14 protein-coding genes and 1 pseudogene are annotated in these 16,792 nt (G+C 68.5%); 8 read left to right on the top strand and 7 right to left on the bottom strand.

Annotated elements, in window-relative coordinates:
* Positions 1 to 33: 33 nt before the first annotated feature.
* From H0W38_RS00840 to H0W38_RS00830, 3 genes are read right to left on the bottom strand one after another with little or no spacing between them, the layout of a single operon-like run.
* Positions 34 to 483, bottom strand: a complete 450-nt coding sequence (locus H0W38_RS00840) for an OB-fold domain-containing protein (protein WP_292450622.1) — start codon at positions 481 to 483, stop codon at positions 34 to 36.
* Between the two features lies 1 nt (position 484).
* Positions 485 to 1,693, bottom strand: coding sequence for a thiolase family protein (locus tag H0W38_RS00835; RefSeq protein ID WP_292450621.1), 1,209 nt, complete (start codon positions 1,691 to 1,693; stop codon positions 485 to 487).
* A gap of 59 nt (positions 1,694 to 1,752) precedes the next feature.
* Complete coding sequence (locus H0W38_RS00830) at positions 1,753 to 2,535, bottom strand: enoyl-CoA hydratase-related protein (protein ID WP_292450620.1); 783 nt, start codon at positions 2,533 to 2,535, stop codon at positions 1,753 to 1,755.
* Positions 2,536 to 2,644: 109 nt separating this feature from the next.
* Here H0W38_RS00830 and H0W38_RS00825 point away from each other — a divergent pair, with 109 nt between their 5' ends.
* Positions 2,645 to 3,550: a LysR family transcriptional regulator gene (locus tag H0W38_RS00825; protein WP_292450619.1), complete on the top strand. Its 906-nt coding sequence runs from the start codon at positions 2,645 to 2,647 to the stop codon at positions 3,548 to 3,550.
* Positions 3,551 to 3,645: 95 nt separating this feature from the next.
* Here the strand turns inward: H0W38_RS00825 and H0W38_RS00820 are convergent, their stop codons facing one another.
* Positions 3,646 to 5,133 (bottom strand): heme peroxidase family protein, encoded by a 1,488-nt coding sequence (locus tag H0W38_RS00820; protein WP_292450618.1) that lies wholly within the window; start codon positions 5,131 to 5,133, stop codon positions 3,646 to 3,648.
* A 299-nt stretch (positions 5,134 to 5,432) separates the two neighbouring features.
* Here H0W38_RS00820 and H0W38_RS00815 point away from each other — a divergent pair, with 299 nt between their 5' ends.
* The 3 genes from H0W38_RS00815 to H0W38_RS00805 all read left to right on the top strand — a co-directional run bounded on the left by H0W38_RS00815 (position 5,433) and on the right by H0W38_RS00805 (position 8,483).
* Entirely contained in the window at positions 5,433 to 5,969 is a 537-nt protein-coding gene (locus H0W38_RS00815; RefSeq protein ID WP_292450617.1) for a Spy/CpxP family protein refolding chaperone, read from the top strand.
* A 204-nt stretch (positions 5,970 to 6,173) separates the two neighbouring features.
* Positions 6,174 to 6,881 (top strand): response regulator transcription factor, encoded by a 708-nt coding sequence (locus H0W38_RS00810; protein ID WP_292450616.1) that lies wholly within the window; start codon positions 6,174 to 6,176, stop codon positions 6,879 to 6,881.
* 120 nt (positions 6,882 to 7,001) lie between these two features.
* On the top strand, positions 7,002 to 8,483 hold the full coding sequence (locus H0W38_RS00805; protein WP_292450615.1) for a HAMP domain-containing sensor histidine kinase: 1,482 nt from the start codon (positions 7,002 to 7,004) through the stop codon (positions 8,481 to 8,483).
* 80 nt (positions 8,484 to 8,563) lie between these two features.
* On the opposite strand, the gene H0W38_RS00800 is transcribed toward H0W38_RS00805, so the two are convergent.
* On the bottom strand, positions 8,564 to 10,828 hold the full coding sequence (locus tag H0W38_RS00800) for a TonB-dependent receptor (RefSeq protein WP_292450614.1): 2,265 nt from the start codon (positions 10,826 to 10,828) through the stop codon (positions 8,564 to 8,566).
* A gap of 150 nt (positions 10,829 to 10,978) precedes the next feature.
* Here H0W38_RS00800 and H0W38_RS00795 point away from each other — a divergent pair, with 150 nt between their 5' ends.
* From H0W38_RS00795 to H0W38_RS00785, 3 genes are all read left to right on the top strand, one after another.
* Entirely contained in the window at positions 10,979 to 12,631 is a 1,653-nt protein-coding gene (locus tag H0W38_RS00795; RefSeq protein ID WP_292450613.1) for a histidine kinase, read from the top strand.
* Positions 12,628 to 13,293: a response regulator transcription factor gene (locus tag H0W38_RS00790; RefSeq protein ID WP_292450612.1), complete on the top strand. Its 666-nt coding sequence runs from the start codon at positions 12,628 to 12,630 to the stop codon at positions 13,291 to 13,293. The genes H0W38_RS00795 and H0W38_RS00790 overlap by 4 nt, the downstream gene beginning before the upstream one ends.
* 343 nt (positions 13,294 to 13,636) lie before the next feature.
* Entirely contained in the window at positions 13,637 to 15,838 is a 2,202-nt protein-coding gene (locus H0W38_RS00785; protein ID WP_292450611.1) for a type I secretion system permease/ATPase, read from the top strand.
* A gap of 27 nt (positions 15,839 to 15,865) precedes the next feature.
* Here H0W38_RS00785 and H0W38_RS00780 read toward each other — a convergent pair whose 3' ends face one another.
* Both H0W38_RS00780 and H0W38_RS00775 read right to left on the bottom strand, forming a co-directional pair.
* Positions 15,866 to 16,084, bottom strand: coding sequence for a ribbon-helix-helix domain-containing protein (locus H0W38_RS00780; RefSeq protein ID WP_292450610.1), 219 nt, complete (start codon positions 16,082 to 16,084; stop codon positions 15,866 to 15,868).
* Complete coding sequence (locus H0W38_RS00775; RefSeq protein ID WP_292450609.1) at positions 16,084 to 16,506, bottom strand: putative toxin-antitoxin system toxin component, PIN family; 423 nt, start codon at positions 16,504 to 16,506, stop codon at positions 16,084 to 16,086. The genes H0W38_RS00780 and H0W38_RS00775 overlap by 1 nt, the downstream gene beginning before the upstream one ends.
* A 65-nt stretch (positions 16,507 to 16,571) precedes the next feature.
* Here H0W38_RS00775 and H0W38_RS00770 point away from each other — a divergent pair.
* A pseudogene (locus H0W38_RS00770) lies at positions 16,572 to 16,792 on the top strand (hypothetical protein); the annotation flags it as partial.

The raw sequence follows: 16,792 nt of genomic DNA, 5'->3' as shown, positions 1-16,792 counted from the left end.
CCTTGCGCAGGGTCGCTTCGTCGGGCGCGGCGTTCATGCAGGGCGGGCCTCGGGGGCGGCTTGCTGCGAGGGCCGGAACTTCGGAATGCCGGCCTCTTCACTGATCGCTTCGAAGTGCGCCTCCACGCGCATGCCGATTTGCAGTTCTTCGGGCTTGCAGTGCGTTACCTGACCGTACATGCGCGCGCCGTCGTCCAGGTCGATCAGGCACATCAGCACCGGCAGTTCGGCCTGCCAGCCGGAGAAGTTCATGGCCACCGAGCGCGAGACGGTGTACGAGTAGACGGTGCCGAAGGGCTTGGCCTCGGTCCACGCAAGCTCGCGGCTGCCGCACTCGATGCACCAGGGTTTCGGGTGAAAGTCGAAGTTGGCGCAGCGCTGGCATTTCTGCAGCATGAGCTTGCCGTTCTTCGCGCCCGCCCAGAAAGGGCGGGTCAGGTCGGTGATGGCGGGCAGCGGTTTGGCAAGGGAGGTGTCGGCCATGTCATTGCTCCGTTGAGAGAACCACCGAAATACAGCTGCGGCCCGGGCGTCCGTACGGGATGCCGCCGAAGCCGCAGGCCGTGCCGATCGTCGCATTCGGCACCTGCCGATCGCCGGCCTCGCCGCGCAACTGCGTGACGGCTTCGACGAGCGGCATGAAGCCGCCGATCGCGCCGCCGGGCTGCCCTCCGGAGAGTTGGCCACCGTCGGTGGACATCGGAAAGTCGCCGTCGAAGCTCAGGTCGTGGTCCTCGACGAATTGGCCGCCTTCGCCCTTCTTGCAAAAGCCATGGTCCTCGATCGTCATCATCGCGATGAACGGGTAGTCGTCATAGGGCTGCAGGAAGTCGATGTCGCGGTGCGTCACGCCGGCCATCTTCATCGCCTGAGGCGCGGCCTGGACGAAGCCGGTGGACGTGATGTCGGGCAGCGTGCGCGAGCCGTGGTAGTAGTTGTTGGCTTCGCCGAAGCCGCGCAGGTACACCGGGCGGTCGGTGAGCGTGCGGGCCGTCTCGGCCGAGGTCACGATGTAGGCCAGGCCGCCGTTGACGATCGGCACGCAGTCCAGCAGGCGGATCGGGTCGGAGAGCATCCGCGAGTCGAGGTACTCCTGCACCGTGAACGGTTTGCGGTAGATGGCACCCGGGTTCAGCGAGGCGTGGTAGCGCGCGTTGACGGCGATCTTGCCGAGCTGTTCGAACTTCAGCGCGTGCTCGTGCATGTAGCGCGTCTGCACCAGCGCGAACTGCGCGCTCGCACCCATGACGCCGAAGGGCCCCTGGAAATCCCAGTACACGCCGCGAATGCGTTCGGGAGACAGCGGCAGCCCGGGGGCGACCGACGGAATGTTCAGCGGCGTGTCGGCGCCGACCACGAGCACGCGATCGACGATGCCTGCACTGATCATGGCGGCCGCGCGGATCAGCATCGACGACGCCGATGCGCCGCCCTGGTCGGCCCGCAGCAGCGCCTGCGGGCTGATACCCATGTTCTCAGCCACGGCCGCCGACCAGTTGACGGTGTGCGCCACTTCGGCGTGCGCCACGCCCAATCCTTGACCGTCGAAGTCGTTCTTCGACATGCCGGCCTTTTGCAGCGCCAGCTCGGCGGCCCAGGCGATGTAGTCGTCGGCCGTCAGCACGGGTTCGCCGGGCTTGGCTCGGCTGTAAGGCGTTCGGCCGTAGCCGACGATGGCGACGTCTGGGCGCATGAAGCTTGTTCCTTGAAAAGTGGATAGCGTTGTTGTGTCGAAGGGCGGGGCGGCCGGGCTCATCGGCCGACGAAGGCAGGCGGGCGACGCTCCGCGAAGGCCTGCATGCCCTCCTTCTGATCGGCCGTGTCGAACAGCAACTCGAACGCGCGCCGCTCCAGCATCAGACCGGTGGCCAGTGGTGCGTCGGCGCCGGCGAGCGCCACTTCCTTGATGAGGCGCAGCGCGATCGGCGGGCGCGAGGCGATGTGCGCGGCGAGTTCCAGCGCGCGTGATTCGAGGGCGTCGTCGTCGACCACTTCGCTGGCCAGCCCCATCGCGAGCGCTTCTTCGGCGTTGACCGGCTCGCCGGTCAGCAACAACTTCATCGCGCGGTACTTGCCGAGTGCCTTGACAAGGCGTTGGGTCGCGCCGCCGCCGGGCATGATGCCCACGCCGATCTCCGGCTGGCCGAACTTCGCGTTGCGCGCGGCAAGAATGATGTCGGCATGCTGGGCGAGTTCGCAGCCGCCACCCAGCGCCGGGCCGGCTACCGCCGCAATCAGGGGCTTGGAAAAGTCGGCGATCGCCTTCCAATAGCGCGGCACGTCGAGTTTGAAGACTTCGGCGCTGCCCAGTGGGGCGATTTCCTTCAGGTCTGCACCCGCAGCAAAGTAGGTGGGCGCCCCGCACAGGACGACGCAGCGCGTGCCGGTATCCCGATCGAGCTCGGTGAACGCCTGAGCCAGCGCCTGGCGCATGGCCGTGTTCAGCGCGTTGCGCGCTTGCGGCCGGTTCAGCCGCAGCCGAGTGACGCCGTCGAGCGGCCGATCCATGAGCACCGGTGCGGTGTCTTCGGCCATCGCGTTCGTCTCCCGACTCGTTGCCAGAGGGCAAGTGTCGGAGTGGCCTTGTTATTCAGCAACTTTCAATGTCGAATAGAGAGAATTCAGATTCCGAATAGTCCGCTGCATGAACCTGCGCACCCTCGACCTGAACCTGCTGCTGGTCTTCGATGCGATCTACGGTGAGCGCAGCATTTCCAAGGCGGCGCACAAGCTGCACTTGTCGCAGCCAACCGTCAGCAACGCCCTGGCCCGGCTGCGCGAGCGGCTGCAGGACCCGCTGTTCGAGCGCAGTGCGCAAGGAATGTGGCCCACGCCGCGAGCGAAGAAGCTCGCCGATCCGATTCGTCAGGCGCTGAATGTGCTCGAGCGCGGCCTGCGCGGTGACGAGGCCTTCGACTTCGCCCGCTCCGACCGCGAATTCGTCATTGCCGTGGAGGACTACGGTGAGGCGGTGATCCTGCCGGGCTTCATCAAGTGGCTCGCCGAGGTGGCGCCGAACATCCGGATCAGGATCCGCCCGGAGTCGAGCGCGCAACTCAAGGCCGAATTGCGCGAGGGCGCGGTCGACCTGGCGCTCGACTACTTCGTATTGACCGAGTCGGCCTACCGCAACACCTGCGTGCTGACCGAAACGCTGTTGAGCCTGACGCGCCGCGATCATCCCCTGGTCAGCGAGCGGCTCACGCTAGAGCTGTACCTGGCCTTGCCTCATGTCGTGCTGGCCGCCCCTTCCAACGCTCGGCCGATGATCGATCTGGCCTTGCACAAGCGCGGGCTTCAACGTCGCATCGCGGTGAGGGTGCCGCATTTCGTCTCGATGCCGGTGATCGTCCAGACCACCGACATGATCGGCACCGTGCCCCGGCGCATGGCGTACTTGTATGCCGACAACTTCCGCTTGAAGTCACATGCGGTGCCCTTGCGCATTCCGCAGTTCCCCGTGTACCTGATCTGGCACGAGTCGGTCGAGTCGGACGAAGGTCACCAGTGGTTCCGCAACCACCTGATGGAGTTCTGCCAGCGATTGTGAGCAGGTCCCGGCGAGTGCTGGAATTCGGGTTCCGGCGGTGAAACCGAAGCCGTCCCTCGGCGGCGGGCCTTGCTGCGGCCCGCCTTCCCGGCTTTTCAAAGGGCCGTCACGACTCCTGCGGCGTTGAGCAGATCGGCCATCGTGAACTGGTCGTTGCCGCCGAGGGTCGGCGTCCAGTCGGGCTCCTGACGAAGGTAGGACATGGCGTCGCCCTCCAAGACGCCGATGAAGACCTCGCCGACGATGCGTCCGCCCACCGGGCCGAGCCGCTTGCCGTCGGCGCGCAGTTCCGCCTCCTTGAGGATGTAGAACCACAACGGCGTGCTGTCGTCCAGGTGCAGCGGCGCCAGATCAGCCAGTTCGGCAGGGGTCAGCGGGTCTTCTTTCATGGCCTTGGCGACGCGTTGGCCGGACGGCAGCTTGAAGGTCAGGTGGCGCAGCAGATTGCGCCCGGCCAGTGATTGCGGCTCCCCGCCCGGCATGCCCGGAAGATCAAACAGCACGCTCGAGAGTTTGCTGTCGATGCGCTTGTTGTTGCGCGGCGGCGGGCTGCCGAAATCGAAGAAGGTCTGCCAGTCGATGAAGCGGTCGGCGGCACGGGTGCCGCCGCGCATGTCGAAGGCGATCGGGCTGACGGCGAGGTTGTCGTTGAAGAGCAGGGCGAACACCTCACCGGTCGATACAGGGCCGAAATTGACGCGGTAGCTCGAGCGGATTTGCGAATGGCCGAAGCGGTAGGCCGATACCGAGAACTCCACCGGGATGTAGGGCGCGTTGCGCCATTTGTAGTGCTTGCGGCCGTTCTCGAGGATGTCGTCGACCAGTGCCTGGCCGATGGTCTTGGGCAGAAACTCGTGCACGATGATCCACTGGTAGTGCCACCGCACGAGGCGTTGCGCCTCGGTGAAGATCTCGTGCGTGTTGGTGCTGCCGGTGTCGGCCTTGACCTTGGCGACCATCGCGTTGTGAAAGCGCAGCATCGCCACGTGCAACTGCGAAAGAACCATGTTCTCGTCGTTGCGCGGGTCGCCCATGATCGGCGTGCCCTGGCTGTTGCGCGGCAGGTCGAACTTCTGCGAGCCGTCGCGGCATTTGCCGGGCGAGCCGGGAATGGCCTCGACCAGGAAGGTGGTGCGGCCTTCGTCGACGCTCTGGTCGTAGAGCGCGGGCGAGCCTTGCGGGCCCTGCCCGTAGACGCTGTCGAGCTCGAACGCCGGCGTGCGGAAGTTCTGGATCAGCTCCGGATCGACCTGCTGCTCCAGGCTGGAAGTGATGTCGAGCGTGAGGTCGTGATCGAGAAACTGGCCGAGGAAGGTCATGCCGGCCGGCATGTCGGGGTTGTCGGAGTTGTTGAGCGACAGGTTGGCGTCGGTGATGAGGTCGCGCGGGTGTGCGGTGAGCTGATCCATCGCGTCCATGAGGCCGCCTTGCTTGCCGAGCTCCTTGAGCGCGGCGCGCTTGCTCGGCGTGTCGGCGGCGAAGGCGGGCAGGTTGCCGAACAGGCGGCCGAACTTGCCTTGGTCGTAGAAGCTCGAGTTGGGCGGGCTGTCGCCTGCCCGATAGACTTTTCCGTGTCCTGCCATGAGGGTCTCCTTGAGGTTGTAAGCGGGCTGTCGGCACAGCTCGTCGGCTGCCGCGCAGCACGTCGAACTCTTGCAGGCACGATGCGGCTTGCGTATCCCCAAGAAGGTTTGCGAGCTAGGGGCCACGGGGCAACAGTGCAGGCACGGTGTTCGCCACGAGCGGCTGCTGCCTGCCTGAAGGGAGGGCCGGCGAACGCGAGCGGTTCACACATCTTTACCCCAGGCCCAAGCCGTCTTCACCCCCGCCACCGAGCATGGCTGTACCGCCCCGCACCGGGGTGTTCTTGCAGGGACTCACGATGAAGCTTTCCACTGTGTCTTCGCGCGGCATGCGCGGCGTGTTGCTCGGAGTGGCCGTGGCGCTGGCAGGCGCCAGCGTCACTGCGTGGGCCGAACCCGGCCGAGGCCAGGACGCCAAGTACAAGCACCACGGCCACCACGCCGGCGGGGTGATGGGCGGCTCGCCGCGCCACGTCGAGCGCATGCTCGACAGCGTGAACGCGACCGAGGCGCAACGTGCTCAGGTACGGCAGATTGCCGAGGCAGCGGCGGCCGAGACGAAGGATCGCCGCGTGGCCGCCCGCTCCTTGCGCCAACAGCAAATGGAGCTCTTTGCTCAACCGACGGTCGACGCGAACGCGGTCGAGGCGCTGCGCCGGCAGATGCTGGCCGAGCACGACCAGACCAGCCAGCGTGTGACCCGGGCCATGCTCGACATCAGCCGCGTGCTTACACCGGAACAGCGCGCGCAGATGGCCGAGAAGCAGAGGGATCGGCGTGAGCTGATGAAGAAGCACCACCGCGAGCGCCGGCAGCTCGACGCCCCGGCCGGTTGAGCCTCGCGGCCCACGCGATCCGCGGGCGCAAGCGCGGCGTGCGGACGTCAAGGCCACAGGCCTTGGCGTCCAGCACCGCAGCGCTGCACGGCATTGCACAGCGCTGAGCGAGGCTCGTGGCCTATCCTCTCAGGCGCCCTGCCCGCGGACCGCCGCAGCGTGCGTTCAATACCGCTGCGGATTTACCCCCTTCGAGAAACCGCCATGAGTGCCCGACTGCTGCTGATCGATGACGACGCCCGCCTCACCGCCATGGTGGGCGACTACCTGCGCCATGCCGGCTACAGCGTCGAAGCGGTGCCGACTTTGGCCGCCGGCCGCGACCGTTTGGCGCGCGAGCCCTACGACGCACTGGTGCTCGACCTGATGCTGCCGGACGGCGATGGCCTCGAACTCACCCGCGAGCTTCGCGTGGCGCCGCGCACGCGCAGCCTGCCGCTGCTCATGCTCACGGCCCGCGGCGAGGCGATGGACCGCATCATCGGCCTGGAGCTCGGCGCCGACGACTACCTGCCCAAGCCCTTCGAGCCGCGCGAACTGCTGGCTCGGGTCAAGGCGCTGCTGCGCCGCACCTCGCCGCAGGGCGACGACGAAGTGCTGCGCTTCGGCCGGCTGGAGGTCGACCCCGGTGGGCGCCAGGCGCGCCTGGAAGGCAAGCCCTGCGAGCTGACCAGCTACCAGTTCGACCTGCTGCTCGTGCTGGCCCGCGCGCCCGGCCGCGTGCTCTCGCGCGACCAGATCATGGACGCGCTCAAGGGCCATGCGCTGGAGGCCTTCGACCGCTCGATCGACGTGCACGTCTCGCGCATCCGCGCCGCCATCGAAGACGACCCGAAGATGCCCCGCCGCATCCTCACCGTGCGCGGCGCGGGCTACGTGTTCGCGAAGAAGCAGGATGCGGAAGCAGCCTGAGCCCGGCGAAGAGGGGCCCCGCGCCAGCGGGGATCGAAGCCAGGGCGCAGGCTGGCAGCGCGCGACCGCGCGGTCGTTTGCGGCTGCGTGGCTTTGCGAAGCGCGCCCTGAGCCCGGCGCATGAGAACGCTCTACCTGCGCATCTACCTCACGGTGGTGGCGCTGCTGCTGCTGTTCGCGCTGGTGGCGGGCTGGCTGCTGCAGCACAACATCGAGGCCGAGCGCGAACGCTTTCGCGACAACGCGACCGAGCGGGTCACGGCCTGGGGCGAGTTGATCCGCAACGCCTTGCCGCCGCCGACGGCGCCGCCCGAGCAGCAGGCTCAGGCGCTGCTCGACTGGTCTGACCGGCTGCGCCTGCCGCTCGCGCTCGACGACGAGCAGGGCCGGCGCATCGCCGCCGCGGCGGACTATCCGCGCAGCGATGGGGTGCAAGGCGCGCCCGGCAACGCGCCGGATGCCGGCACTGCAGAAGAAGACGCCGATTCACGCCGCGAAGCCGCCGTCGCCGCGCTGGGCCAGCGGCCGCCGCAGCGCGTGGAGTTGAGCGATGGTCGCGTGCTGTGGGTGGTGCGCCCCTATCGCACGCGCAGCAGCGCACGGGCGGCGCAGCGCGGGCTGCTCGGCGATCCGCCGGCGTTCATCCGTGGCACCGGACTGGTCGTCACGCTGGTGCTGCTGTTCGTGGCGGTCGCCGCGGGGGCGTATCCGGTGGTGCGCCGGCTGACGCGCCGGCTCGAAGTGCTCAAGCAGGGCGTCGAGACTTTCGGTGCCGGTGCGCTGCATCACCGCGTCGATGCCTCCGGCAAGGACGAGGTCGCGGCGGTGGCGGCCAGCTTCAACCAGGCCGCCGCGCGCGTGGAGTCGCTGGTGCTGGCCAATCGCTCGCTGCTCGCCAACGCCAGCCACGAACTGCGCTCCCCGCTGGCGCGTATGAAGATGGCGGTGGAAATGCTCGACGGTGCGGCCGGCGCCCAGCGCGCCCCGCTCAAAGCCGAGATCGAACGCAACATCCGCGAACTCGACCAGCTGGTCGAGGAGGTGCTGCTGGCCAGCCGGCTCGACGCGCGCCACGAGCGCTCCCCCGACGGCGTCGACGAGCGGGTGCGCGAGGCGGTGGACCTGATCGCGCTGGCCGCCGAGGAGGCTGCCCGCGTCAACGCGACGCTGGATCTGCCCGAGGCGCCGCTGGCGCCGCCGGCTGAACCGCTGGCCACGCCGCTCGCCCCTGCGAACGGCGGCGGCGCGCCGCTGCCGGACACGCTCTCCGGCGACGAACGGCTGCTGCGCCGCGCTTTGCGCAATTTGCTTGAGAACGCATGCCGCTACGGCGGCGCCGGTGCCCCGGAATTGCAAATGAGGCGCGCCGGTGACCTGCTTGAGTTGCGCGTGCTCGACCGCGGCCCCGGCGTCCCCGAGGCACAGCGCGAACGCATCTTCGAACCCTTCTATCGCCTGCCCGGGCATGCCGAGCAGGCGGGCGGCGTGGGTCTGGGGCTCAGCCTCGTTCGCCAGATCGCTCGCCACCACGGCGGCGAGGCGCGCTGCGAGGCGCGCGAGGGTGGCGGGAGCTGCTTCGTGATCAGTTTGCCGGTGGAGTGAGGCGGGTGCCGGTGCGCGAGGCATGGGCGGTCGGCGCAAGCGTTCAGCGCTCTGCGGTCTCCCAGAGGGAGAGGGAGTAGTCAGTAGCGGTAGCGCAGCCCCACGAAGACGCCACGGCCGGCGCCCGGCGCCACGAAGACGGCATCGCGCTCTTCGCCCGGGCCGTTGCCTTGAGCGTCGAACACGGTCTCGGCCAGCGCACCGAAGTTTTCGTAGCGACGGTCGAAGACATTCGTCACATTGGCGTAGAGCTCCCACGTGCGGTCGGGCTTGTAGCTGGCGCGCAGGTTGAGCAGCCCGTAGCCGGGGACCTTCAGGCGTCGCGCTTCGGGCTCGTCGCCGGGTGCGGTGTCTTCCAGCAGGCCGTCCTCGTTGCCCGACACGCGGCGCGAGGAGACCGCCAGCACGTCGGCGCCGAGCGAGAAGCCGCCGCCGACCCGCCAGTCGGCGCCGAGCTTGAGTGTGTGGCGGGGGATGCCGGCGATGCGCGTGCCGGGCTCGATCGCCACGTTGCGCTCGCCTTGGCGCAGCACCCCGTCGGCCTCGTAGGTGGCGTCGAGGAAGCTGTAGCCGATGCCCACGTCGAAGCGGCCCAGCGTGAGCGCGAGCTCGGTGTCGATGCCCTGGTTGCGCGTCTTGGGAAAGTTGTCGAAGTAGCCGAGCTGGCCGTTGACGTCGATGCTGCGGAACAGGATGTCGTCGCGGTTGTCGGTGCGAAAGGCCGCGATGGTGAAGCGCGCGTTCTCGGCAAAGGGCCAGCGAAGGCCGGCCTCGATAGAGGTCGACTTGACCTGTTCCAGGAAGGGGTCAGCCTGCAGGCCGGCCGGCAGGCGGCAAGGTTCCTCGGGGTCGGCGCAGCCGAGTTCGATGACGGTCGGCGCACGCGAGTTGCGGGCCACGTTGGCGAAGACGGTCGGCGTGGTGCCTGCCTCGCCGATGCGGTGCGCGATGCCGAGCGCCGGGTTGACGCTGTTGTAGGTGAAGGTCTCGCGCGGCTTGTCTTCGACCACGCCGGTGTCGTCGTCGCGCGTGGTGAGCTGGTTGCCGATGCGAGAGCGGTTGTAGCGCAGCGTGCCGGTCAAGTGGGTGCGCGCAGCGAGCCGGATCGTGTCGCTGGCATAGAGGCCGTAGTGAGTTGATTCGCCGTCCACGTCGGCCGACAGTTCGTTGCCGAAGCCCGGCGCCGGCTCCACGCCGCGATCGGGGGTGAACAGGCCGCCGCGTTCGAACTGCCGGTAGCCGACGCTGCTGGTATCGACCGTGGCGCCCACCTGCCACTGGTGCGCGCCGACCTGGCTGGCGTAGTTGAGGCCGGCGCCGTAGCCGGTCTGGGTGGTGCGGGTGCTGTTGAAGGCGGCGTTCGGGTCGCCCGGGTTCTCGGGTTCTTCTTCGGCCTCGTCGCCGTTGATGGTGTCGCGCGTGCTGTGGCGCACGTAGGCCAGCGCCGAGATCGAGCTCGTCGCGGTGAGCGTGTGCTGCAGGTTGAAGCTGAGCTGCTCGAGCTTGTTCTCGGTCTGGTCGGGAAAGGTGTAGACCGACTCGCGGCGGCTGAAGTACAGGTCCTTCTCGAGCTGGCCGTCATCGATGGTGTAGGCGGGAATCAGGCCGTTGCCGACCAGGTCGCTGCGGCCGAGCAGCAGGCCGATGCTCCAGTTGGTGGTGCCGTTGTCGCGGCCGATCTTGGCGAGGAACTGGCCGAGGTCGCCTTCGGAATGGTCGCGCCAGCCGTCTTCCTCGAAGTACGTGAAGGCCGCGAACTGGTGCCAGCCGCTGGCCTCGTCGTTGCGGCCGTAGCTCAGGTCCAGGCGCTTGCGGCCGAAGCTGCCGCCGGAGAGTTCGGCGCGCGCGCCGGGCGCGCTGCGGCCGTCGTGCGTGGTGTAGGCCAGCGCGCCGCCGAGCGAGTTGAGGCCGAAGGCGGGGTTGGCGCCGGGCACCAGCGAGATCGTGTTGACCGCGAACTCCGGAATCAGGTCGAAGTTGACGACGTCGCCGAAGGGCTCGTTGATGCGCACACCGTCGAGGTAGACCGACAAACCCTGCCCGGCGCCGAGCAGCGGCGAGGCGCGAAAGCCGCGGTAGGTGAGGTCGCCCTGGAAGGGGCTGCCCTGGATGTCGTTGACCTGCACGCCGGGCACGCGGCGGTTGAGGTAATCGACCAGGTTGCCGGCCTGCGCGTCTTCGATGCGCTCGCGCTTGATGAGCTGGGTGGAGTAGGGCAGCAGGTCGCGGTCGATGCCCTGGCCGGGCAGCGGCGAAGTGCCGATGATCTCGACGCGCTGGAGCTTCGTGGTCGTGGCCGGCGTGTCGGGGGCCGGTGCGCTTTGCGCGGTCGCGACGGCGGGCATCGCGATCAGGGCAAGTCCCAGCCAGCCTCGGGCTACAAGGCTTTTGGACAGCGGCGATAGTGCGGGGCCTTGGGTGAGGTCCGCGATCGGACGCGCGCCGCCGTTTCTTTTCCAAATCTGTCCCATCGGTCGTCTCCTCTGTTGTTATGAATGCAAACCTTGGATTTTGAGCGCGCTGCTTCGCCGCGAGCGACGGGAATTTCTCCCGACCTGATGCGCAACCCGGCTCCCATCGAACTGCCGCGAGTGGTCATGCGAGGCGCGCTGGCGGTCACGCTCGGCGGCTTGCTGCTGGCCTTGTTGCTCGGCCTGTGGCGAGCCCGTGACGACATGCGCGAGGAAACCGACGCGGCCGTGACCCTCGCCCGTGCCATGGCGGTGCTGTCCGCACCCGGCGCCGATGAGCGGGCTCCTGCAGAGCTGTTGCAAGCCCTGCGCTGGTTGCAGACGACCGAAAAGCTGCGCCACCTTCGCCTGCAGTTGTACGACGCGCAGGGCCGCGCCCTGCTTCCCGAGCACGCCGACGAGCCGCCGCCGCCGGCCCTGGGCTGGCTGGTGGCGCTGAACCAGCGGGTGTTCCCGCCGCCGCCGGCGCATGTGGTGGAGTGGCCGCTGCCGCGGCCGGGCGGCGAAGTCTGGCGCCTGCAACTGCACGCCTCGCCCGACAGCGAGCAGCGCGAAGCGCTCGAACAGTTGCTCGAACTGCTCGGGCTGCTGGCGCTGGGCAGCGCGGTGTTGCTGGCGGTGATGCACTTGCACCTGCGCCGCGCGTTCCGGCCGCTGCGTCCGCTGCTCGACGCCATCGCGCGCATCGAGCGCCAGGAGCTGGCGCCGCTGCGCGGCCTGCCGCCGATGCCGATCCGCGAACTCGACGCCATCGCCACCGCGTTGCGCCACCTGAGCGGTGCTCTCGAACAAGCCGAGGAAGCGCGCCGCGGCCTCGCCCGCCAGGTACTCACCCTGCAGGAAGACGAGCGCAGCCGGCTCGCGCGCGAACTGCACGACGAGTTCGGCCAGCACCTGACGGCACTGCGCGTCGATGCCGCCTGGCTGCAAAAGCGCCTGGTCGATGTTCCCGAGTTGGCCGCGGTGGTGGCCGGCATGGGCGAGCAGTGCGCGCGCATTCAGCAGGAAGTCCGCGGCCTCCTGACGCGGCTGCGCCCGCTCGGCCTGGGCGAGGCGAGCTTCGAGGCGGGCGTTGAGCCGGTGCTGCGGCTGCGCGAGCTGCTGGCGACGCTGGTGCAGGCCTGGGCTCAATCGCCCGGGCAGACCACGCGGTACACGCTCGACTTCGAATGTGCGGCAACGGGCGACAACGCCGCGAGCGAACTCCTGCTGTCGCGCGAACTGGTGCTGACGGTCTACCGCATCAGCCAGGAGGCGCTCACCAACGTGGCGCGCCATGCCAACGCGCGCAACGCGCGGCTCGGCGTGCGCGTCGAGCGGGACGGTGAGCGCGGGCTGCTGCAGTGGTCGGTCGAGGACGACGGCCGCGGCCTGGACGCCGGTGCCTGGCAGCGCGGCAATGGGCTGGCCGGCGTGAAGGAGCGCGTCTGGGCGGCCGGCGGCGATCTGGAATGGCGTGCGGTCGACGAACTCCGCACCGCCAAGCCGGGGTTGCGCCTCGATGCACGGTTGCCGTTCGTGATCGACACGGCTGGCGGCAGCGCCGACACCAACGCCAGCGGCAGCGGCAAGAGTCGCGGCATTGGCCGCGTCGACAACGACGTCGGCAGTGCGGCGAATGGCGGTTCGGCCGACGATGCCGGCACACGCACCGCGCGCGGCGACACTGCGCCATGAGCCAAGCGACCCTTTCCACCACCCTGCGCGTCGCGCTGGCCGACGACCACGCCGTCGTGCGCGCCGGGTATCGCCGCCTGCTCGAACTCGAACCCGACATGGCGGTCGTCGCCGAGTTCTCGGACGCCGACGCTGCCTATGGCGCACTCACGGCTGCGGGCGGTGATGCGGTCGATCTGCTGGTGCTCGACCTGTCGATGCCGGGCCGCAGCGGCCTGGAACTGCTGCGCCGCCTGACCCAGCGGCGGCCCGGCCTGCCCGTGCTGGTGTTCACCATGCACGACGGCGCGGCCATGCTCGACCAATGCCTGCGCGCTGGCGCGGCCGGTTTCGTGACGAAGAGCAGCGCACCGGAAGTGCTGGTCGATGCCGTGCGCCGCGCCGCACGCGGCGAAACCGCGCTCTCGCCCGACGTGGCCGCACTCGGCGCCGCGCAGTCCGCAGACGGCCCGCCGCACCGCAGCCTGAGCAGCCGCGAGTTCGACATCCTCCAGCAACTGTGCACCGGCCGCAGCGTCGACGACATCGCGCAGGCGCTGCGCCTGAGCACGAAGACAGTGGCGAACTACCAGACGCAGATCCGCCAGAAGCTGGGCGTCGGCAGCGCGGTGGAGTTGCTGCGGTATGCGCGCGAGCACGGGCTGCTCGGGCCTTCGGCGTGACGGCTTGTCGGGCGACTCGAGCGGCGCGTGTCCGGCTGAGTACTGCCTTCGAGCTGTTCCGGCGATTTACATCCGGCAGACCGCAAGCACCGGGCTACACCGGGTCCAGCGTGATGACTTCGCGCACGCGCAGCTTGAGTGCGTCGGCCACTTCCTGGAGCCGCTCCATCGCCACACCCTTGTACAGCGTGGCTTCGTAGTCGAACAGCCCCTCTTATCCGCGTTCGACGTCACCCGCACCTGTAAGAGTTGACAGCGCTCTTTCGGGGGATATCACCGTAATCCACAGCACCCCGACACTCTCGCGCCAAGGCGTACACCGCCAACGACTGAGGGAGTGGGGATGTCAGGAACAGCGGTCCTCGGCGTTGAGGATCAGGCGGCGCCGCGCGGCGCCGGACAACGCACCGATCCCGGCCTCGTCGCCCTGTGCCTGATCGCGCGGCTGCACCGCGTGGCCGGCGACCCCGTGGCCATTGCTCACCAACTCGGCTGGCCGCCGAGCCACCGCGCGAGCCTCGACGATCTGTTGCTGGCCGCCAAGCATCTGGGGCTCAAGGCCAAGCGCAGCCGCAGCAGCCCCGATCGCCTGTCGCTCGCGCCGCTGCCGGCACTGGCCGTCATGCGCGAGCGCGAAGGCGGCCAGCGCATCGTCGTGCTGGCCCAGTGCGACGGCGGGCGCGTCCTGCTCCAGGACACCAGCGCCGACGAGCGCGGCCGCCCCACCATCGAGCCGCTGAGCAGCTTCGCCGAGCAGTGGACCGGCGAGCTCATCCTCATCACCAGCCGCGCGAGTCTGGCCGGCGAACTCGCCAAGTTCGACTTCAGCTGGTTCATCCCCAGCCTAGTCAAGTACCGCAGGCTGCTGGGCGAGGTGCTGGTGCTTTCGCTGTTCCTGCAGCTATTCGCTCTGGTCAGCCCGCTGTTCTTCCAGGTCGTGATGGACAAGGTGCTGGTGCACCGCGGCCTGACCACGCTGGACGTGCTGGTCGTCGGCCTGCTGGAGATCGTCGTCTTCGAGAGCGTGCTGAATGCGCTGCGCACCTACGTGTTCAGCCACACCACCAGCCGCATCGACGTGGAGCTGGGGGCGCGGCTGTTCCGCCATCTCGTCAACCTGCCGCTCGCCTACTTCCAGGCTCGGCGCGTGGGCGACTCGGTGGCGCGCGTGCGCGAACTCGAGAACATCCGCAGCTTCCTGACCGGCAACGCCCTGACCCTGGTGCTCGACGTGCTGTTCTCGGTGATTTTCATCGCCGTGATGTTCGCCTACAGCGTGCCGCTCACGCTCATCGTGCTGATCAGCCTGCCGCTGTACCTGGGCCTGAGCCTGCTGCTCATGCCCATCCTGCGCGCCCGCCTGAACGAGAAGTTCGCCCGCGGGGCGGAGAACCAGGCCTTGCTGGTGGAGACCATCACCGGCATCCAGACCGTCAAGGCCAGCGCCCTGGAGCCGGCAGTGGCCAAGCGCTGGGACGACCAGCTCGCCGCCTACGTGTCGGCCAGCTTTAAGACCAGCACCCTGGCCAGCTACGGCCACGAGGGCATCAACCTGATCGGCAAGCTGGTCAGCGCGCTCACGCTGTGGTACGGCGCGCGCCTGGTCATGGACCAGCAGCTCACGGTCGGGCAGTTCGTCGCCTTCAACATGTTCGCCCAGCGCGTGGCCCAGCCCATCATGCGCATGGCCCAGCTGTGGACGGATTTCCAACAGACCGGCATCTCGATGGCGCGGCTGGGTGACATCCTCGACACGCGCACCGAGGTGCCGCCCACCACCGCCGCGCAACTGCCGCCCTTGAAGGGCCGCATCCAGTTCGACCAGGTGAGTTTTCGCTACCGGCCCGAGGCGCCGCCGGTGCTGCACGGCTTGAGCCTGGACGTCGGGCGCGGCGAAGTGATCGGCATCGTCGGGCGCAGCGGCTCGGGCAAGAGCACCCTGACCAAGCTGGTGCAGCGCCTGTACACGCCCGAACAGGGGCGCGTGCTGGTTGACGGCGTGGACATCAGCCTGATCGACGCGGCCCAGCTGCGCCGCCAGATCGGCGTGGTGCTGCAGGAAAACTGGCTGTTCAACCGCAGCGTGCGCGAGAACATCGCCATCACCGACCCCGCCGCGCCGATCGAGCAGGTGATGCAGGTGGCGCAACTGGCCGGCGCGCACGAGTTCATCAGCGAACTGCCCGAGGGTTACGACACCGTCGTCGGCGAGCAGGGCACGGGCCTGTCCGGCGGGCAGCGCCAGCGCATCGCCATCGCGCGGGCGCTGTTCACCCACCCGCGCATCCTGATCTTCGATGAGGCGACCAGCGCGCTCGACTACGAGAGCGAGGCCATCCTGCAAAAGAACATGGCGGCCATCTGCCGGGGCCGCACCGTCATCGTCATCGCCCACCGGCTCAGCTCGGTGCGGCAGTGCCACCGCATCATCGTGATGGACAAGGGCCGCATCGTGGAGGCGGGCACGCACGACGAATTGGCGCACAGGCCCAAGGGGCTGTATGCGCATCTCTGGTCGATGCAGGCCGGGGGAGAGGCGACATGAACGCTGCCCCTGCGGTCTGCTGCGTGCCTACGGGCCCCGGGCCTTGCGCAGCAACTCAACGCCGCGCTGTACTTTGCCGCTCCCGCGCTCGGCGCGCAGCGCAAAGCGCGCCTCGGCGTCGAACTCGGCCAACAGCAGTGTGGCCATCTCGTCGATCAGCCGGTTCACGCTGGTGCCGCGGCGCTTGGACAGCGCCTTCAGGCGCTCGTACTTGTCGTCGGGCAGGCGAACAGTCAGTGCACTCATCAAGTCACCTCCAGTTTGAGGAGCTGCGCCGGCGTGACGGCCTCGAGCCCCGGGAATTTCAACTCGGCCGAGCGCAGATCGCGCAAGTTGTGCGTGACGATGCGGTCGGCCCCGCCCGCCACGGCCAACTCCACCAAGTGGTTGTCGCCCTCGTCGCGCAGGTTCGGCCGCCAACCGTAGTAGATGCGCGTCCAACGGCACGAGGCCAGAAAGATGTCCAGCAACTCATCGCGTTCAGCCGCGTCGAGCCGGCTCTTGGCGAACAGCGCGCTGCGCGCCAGCACGTCTTCGTACTCGGTCAGCAGCGCGGCTGCCATGAGCGGCTGAAAACGCCCCGCCAAACACTCGTGTACCACGGCGTTCGATGCCCCCTTGCCCAGGCACGCGCCGACGAACACATTGGTATCGAGCACGATCAGCATCGCTACATGGTATCAAGAATGCCACCACCAAGCGCGTGCCCTTTCGAGGCTTGCAGCGAACTCCCATGAACACGAAGACAAACGCCGTAACCCCGCTTCATCCGGTCTTCGACTTGCTGGGCCGCTACCGCGCCGTCTTTGCGGCCGCCTGGTCTGCGCGCCGCGAGCTTGCCGGCCCCAAGCGCCTGAGCGATGAGGCCGCCTTCCTGCCTGCGGCGCTCAGCCTGGAGGAAACGCCCGTTCATCCCGCACCGCGCCGGGCGGCGCTGGCGGTGTGCCTGTTCTT

It is taken from the genome of Methylibium sp., from assembly GCF_013817365.1.
Lineage (GTDB): Bacteria > Pseudomonadota > Gammaproteobacteria > Burkholderiales > Burkholderiaceae_C > Methylibium.
The sequence above is the reverse complement of the archived record's forward strand: the minus strand, read 5'-3'. Positions and strand labels throughout refer to the sequence as shown.

Excerpts from the sequence above, each read along its gene's own strand:
- H0W38_RS00840 (WP_292450622.1), bottom strand. The coding sequence starts at position 483 with ATGGCCGACACCTCCCTTGCCAAACCGCTGCCCGCCATCACCGACCTG.
- H0W38_RS00835 (WP_292450621.1), bottom strand. The coding sequence starts at position 1,693 with ATGCGCCCAGACGTCGCCATCGTCGGCTACGGCCGAACGCCTTACAGC.
- H0W38_RS00830 (WP_292450620.1), bottom strand. The coding sequence starts at position 2,535 with ATGGCCGAAGACACCGCACCGGTGCTCATGGATCGGCCGCTCGACGGC.
- H0W38_RS00825 (WP_292450619.1), top strand. The coding sequence starts at position 2,645 with ATGAACCTGCGCACCCTCGACCTGAACCTGCTGCTGGTCTTCGATGCG.
- H0W38_RS00820 (WP_292450618.1), bottom strand. The coding sequence starts at position 5,133 with ATGGCAGGACACGGAAAAGTCTATCGGGCAGGCGACAGCCCGCCCAAC.
- H0W38_RS00815 (WP_292450617.1), top strand. The coding sequence starts at position 5,433 with ATGAAGCTTTCCACTGTGTCTTCGCGCGGCATGCGCGGCGTGTTGCTC.
- H0W38_RS00810 (WP_292450616.1), top strand. The coding sequence starts at position 6,174 with ATGAGTGCCCGACTGCTGCTGATCGATGACGACGCCCGCCTCACCGCC.
- H0W38_RS00805 (WP_292450615.1), top strand. The coding sequence starts at position 7,002 with ATGAGAACGCTCTACCTGCGCATCTACCTCACGGTGGTGGCGCTGCTG.
- H0W38_RS00800 (WP_292450614.1), bottom strand. The coding sequence starts at position 10,828 with ATGCCCGCCGTCGCGACCGCGCAAAGCGCACCGGCCCCCGACACGCCG.
- H0W38_RS00795 (WP_292450613.1), top strand. The coding sequence starts at position 10,979 with ATGCAAACCTTGGATTTTGAGCGCGCTGCTTCGCCGCGAGCGACGGGA.
- H0W38_RS00790 (WP_292450612.1), top strand. The coding sequence starts at position 12,628 with ATGAGCCAAGCGACCCTTTCCACCACCCTGCGCGTCGCGCTGGCCGAC.
- H0W38_RS00785 (WP_292450611.1), top strand. The coding sequence starts at position 13,637 with ATGTCAGGAACAGCGGTCCTCGGCGTTGAGGATCAGGCGGCGCCGCGC.
- H0W38_RS00780 (WP_292450610.1), bottom strand. The coding sequence starts at position 16,084 with ATGAGTGCACTGACTGTTCGCCTGCCCGACGACAAGTACGAGCGCCTG.
- H0W38_RS00775 (WP_292450609.1), bottom strand. The coding sequence starts at position 16,506 with ATGCTGATCGTGCTCGATACCAATGTGTTCGTCGGCGCGTGCCTGGGC.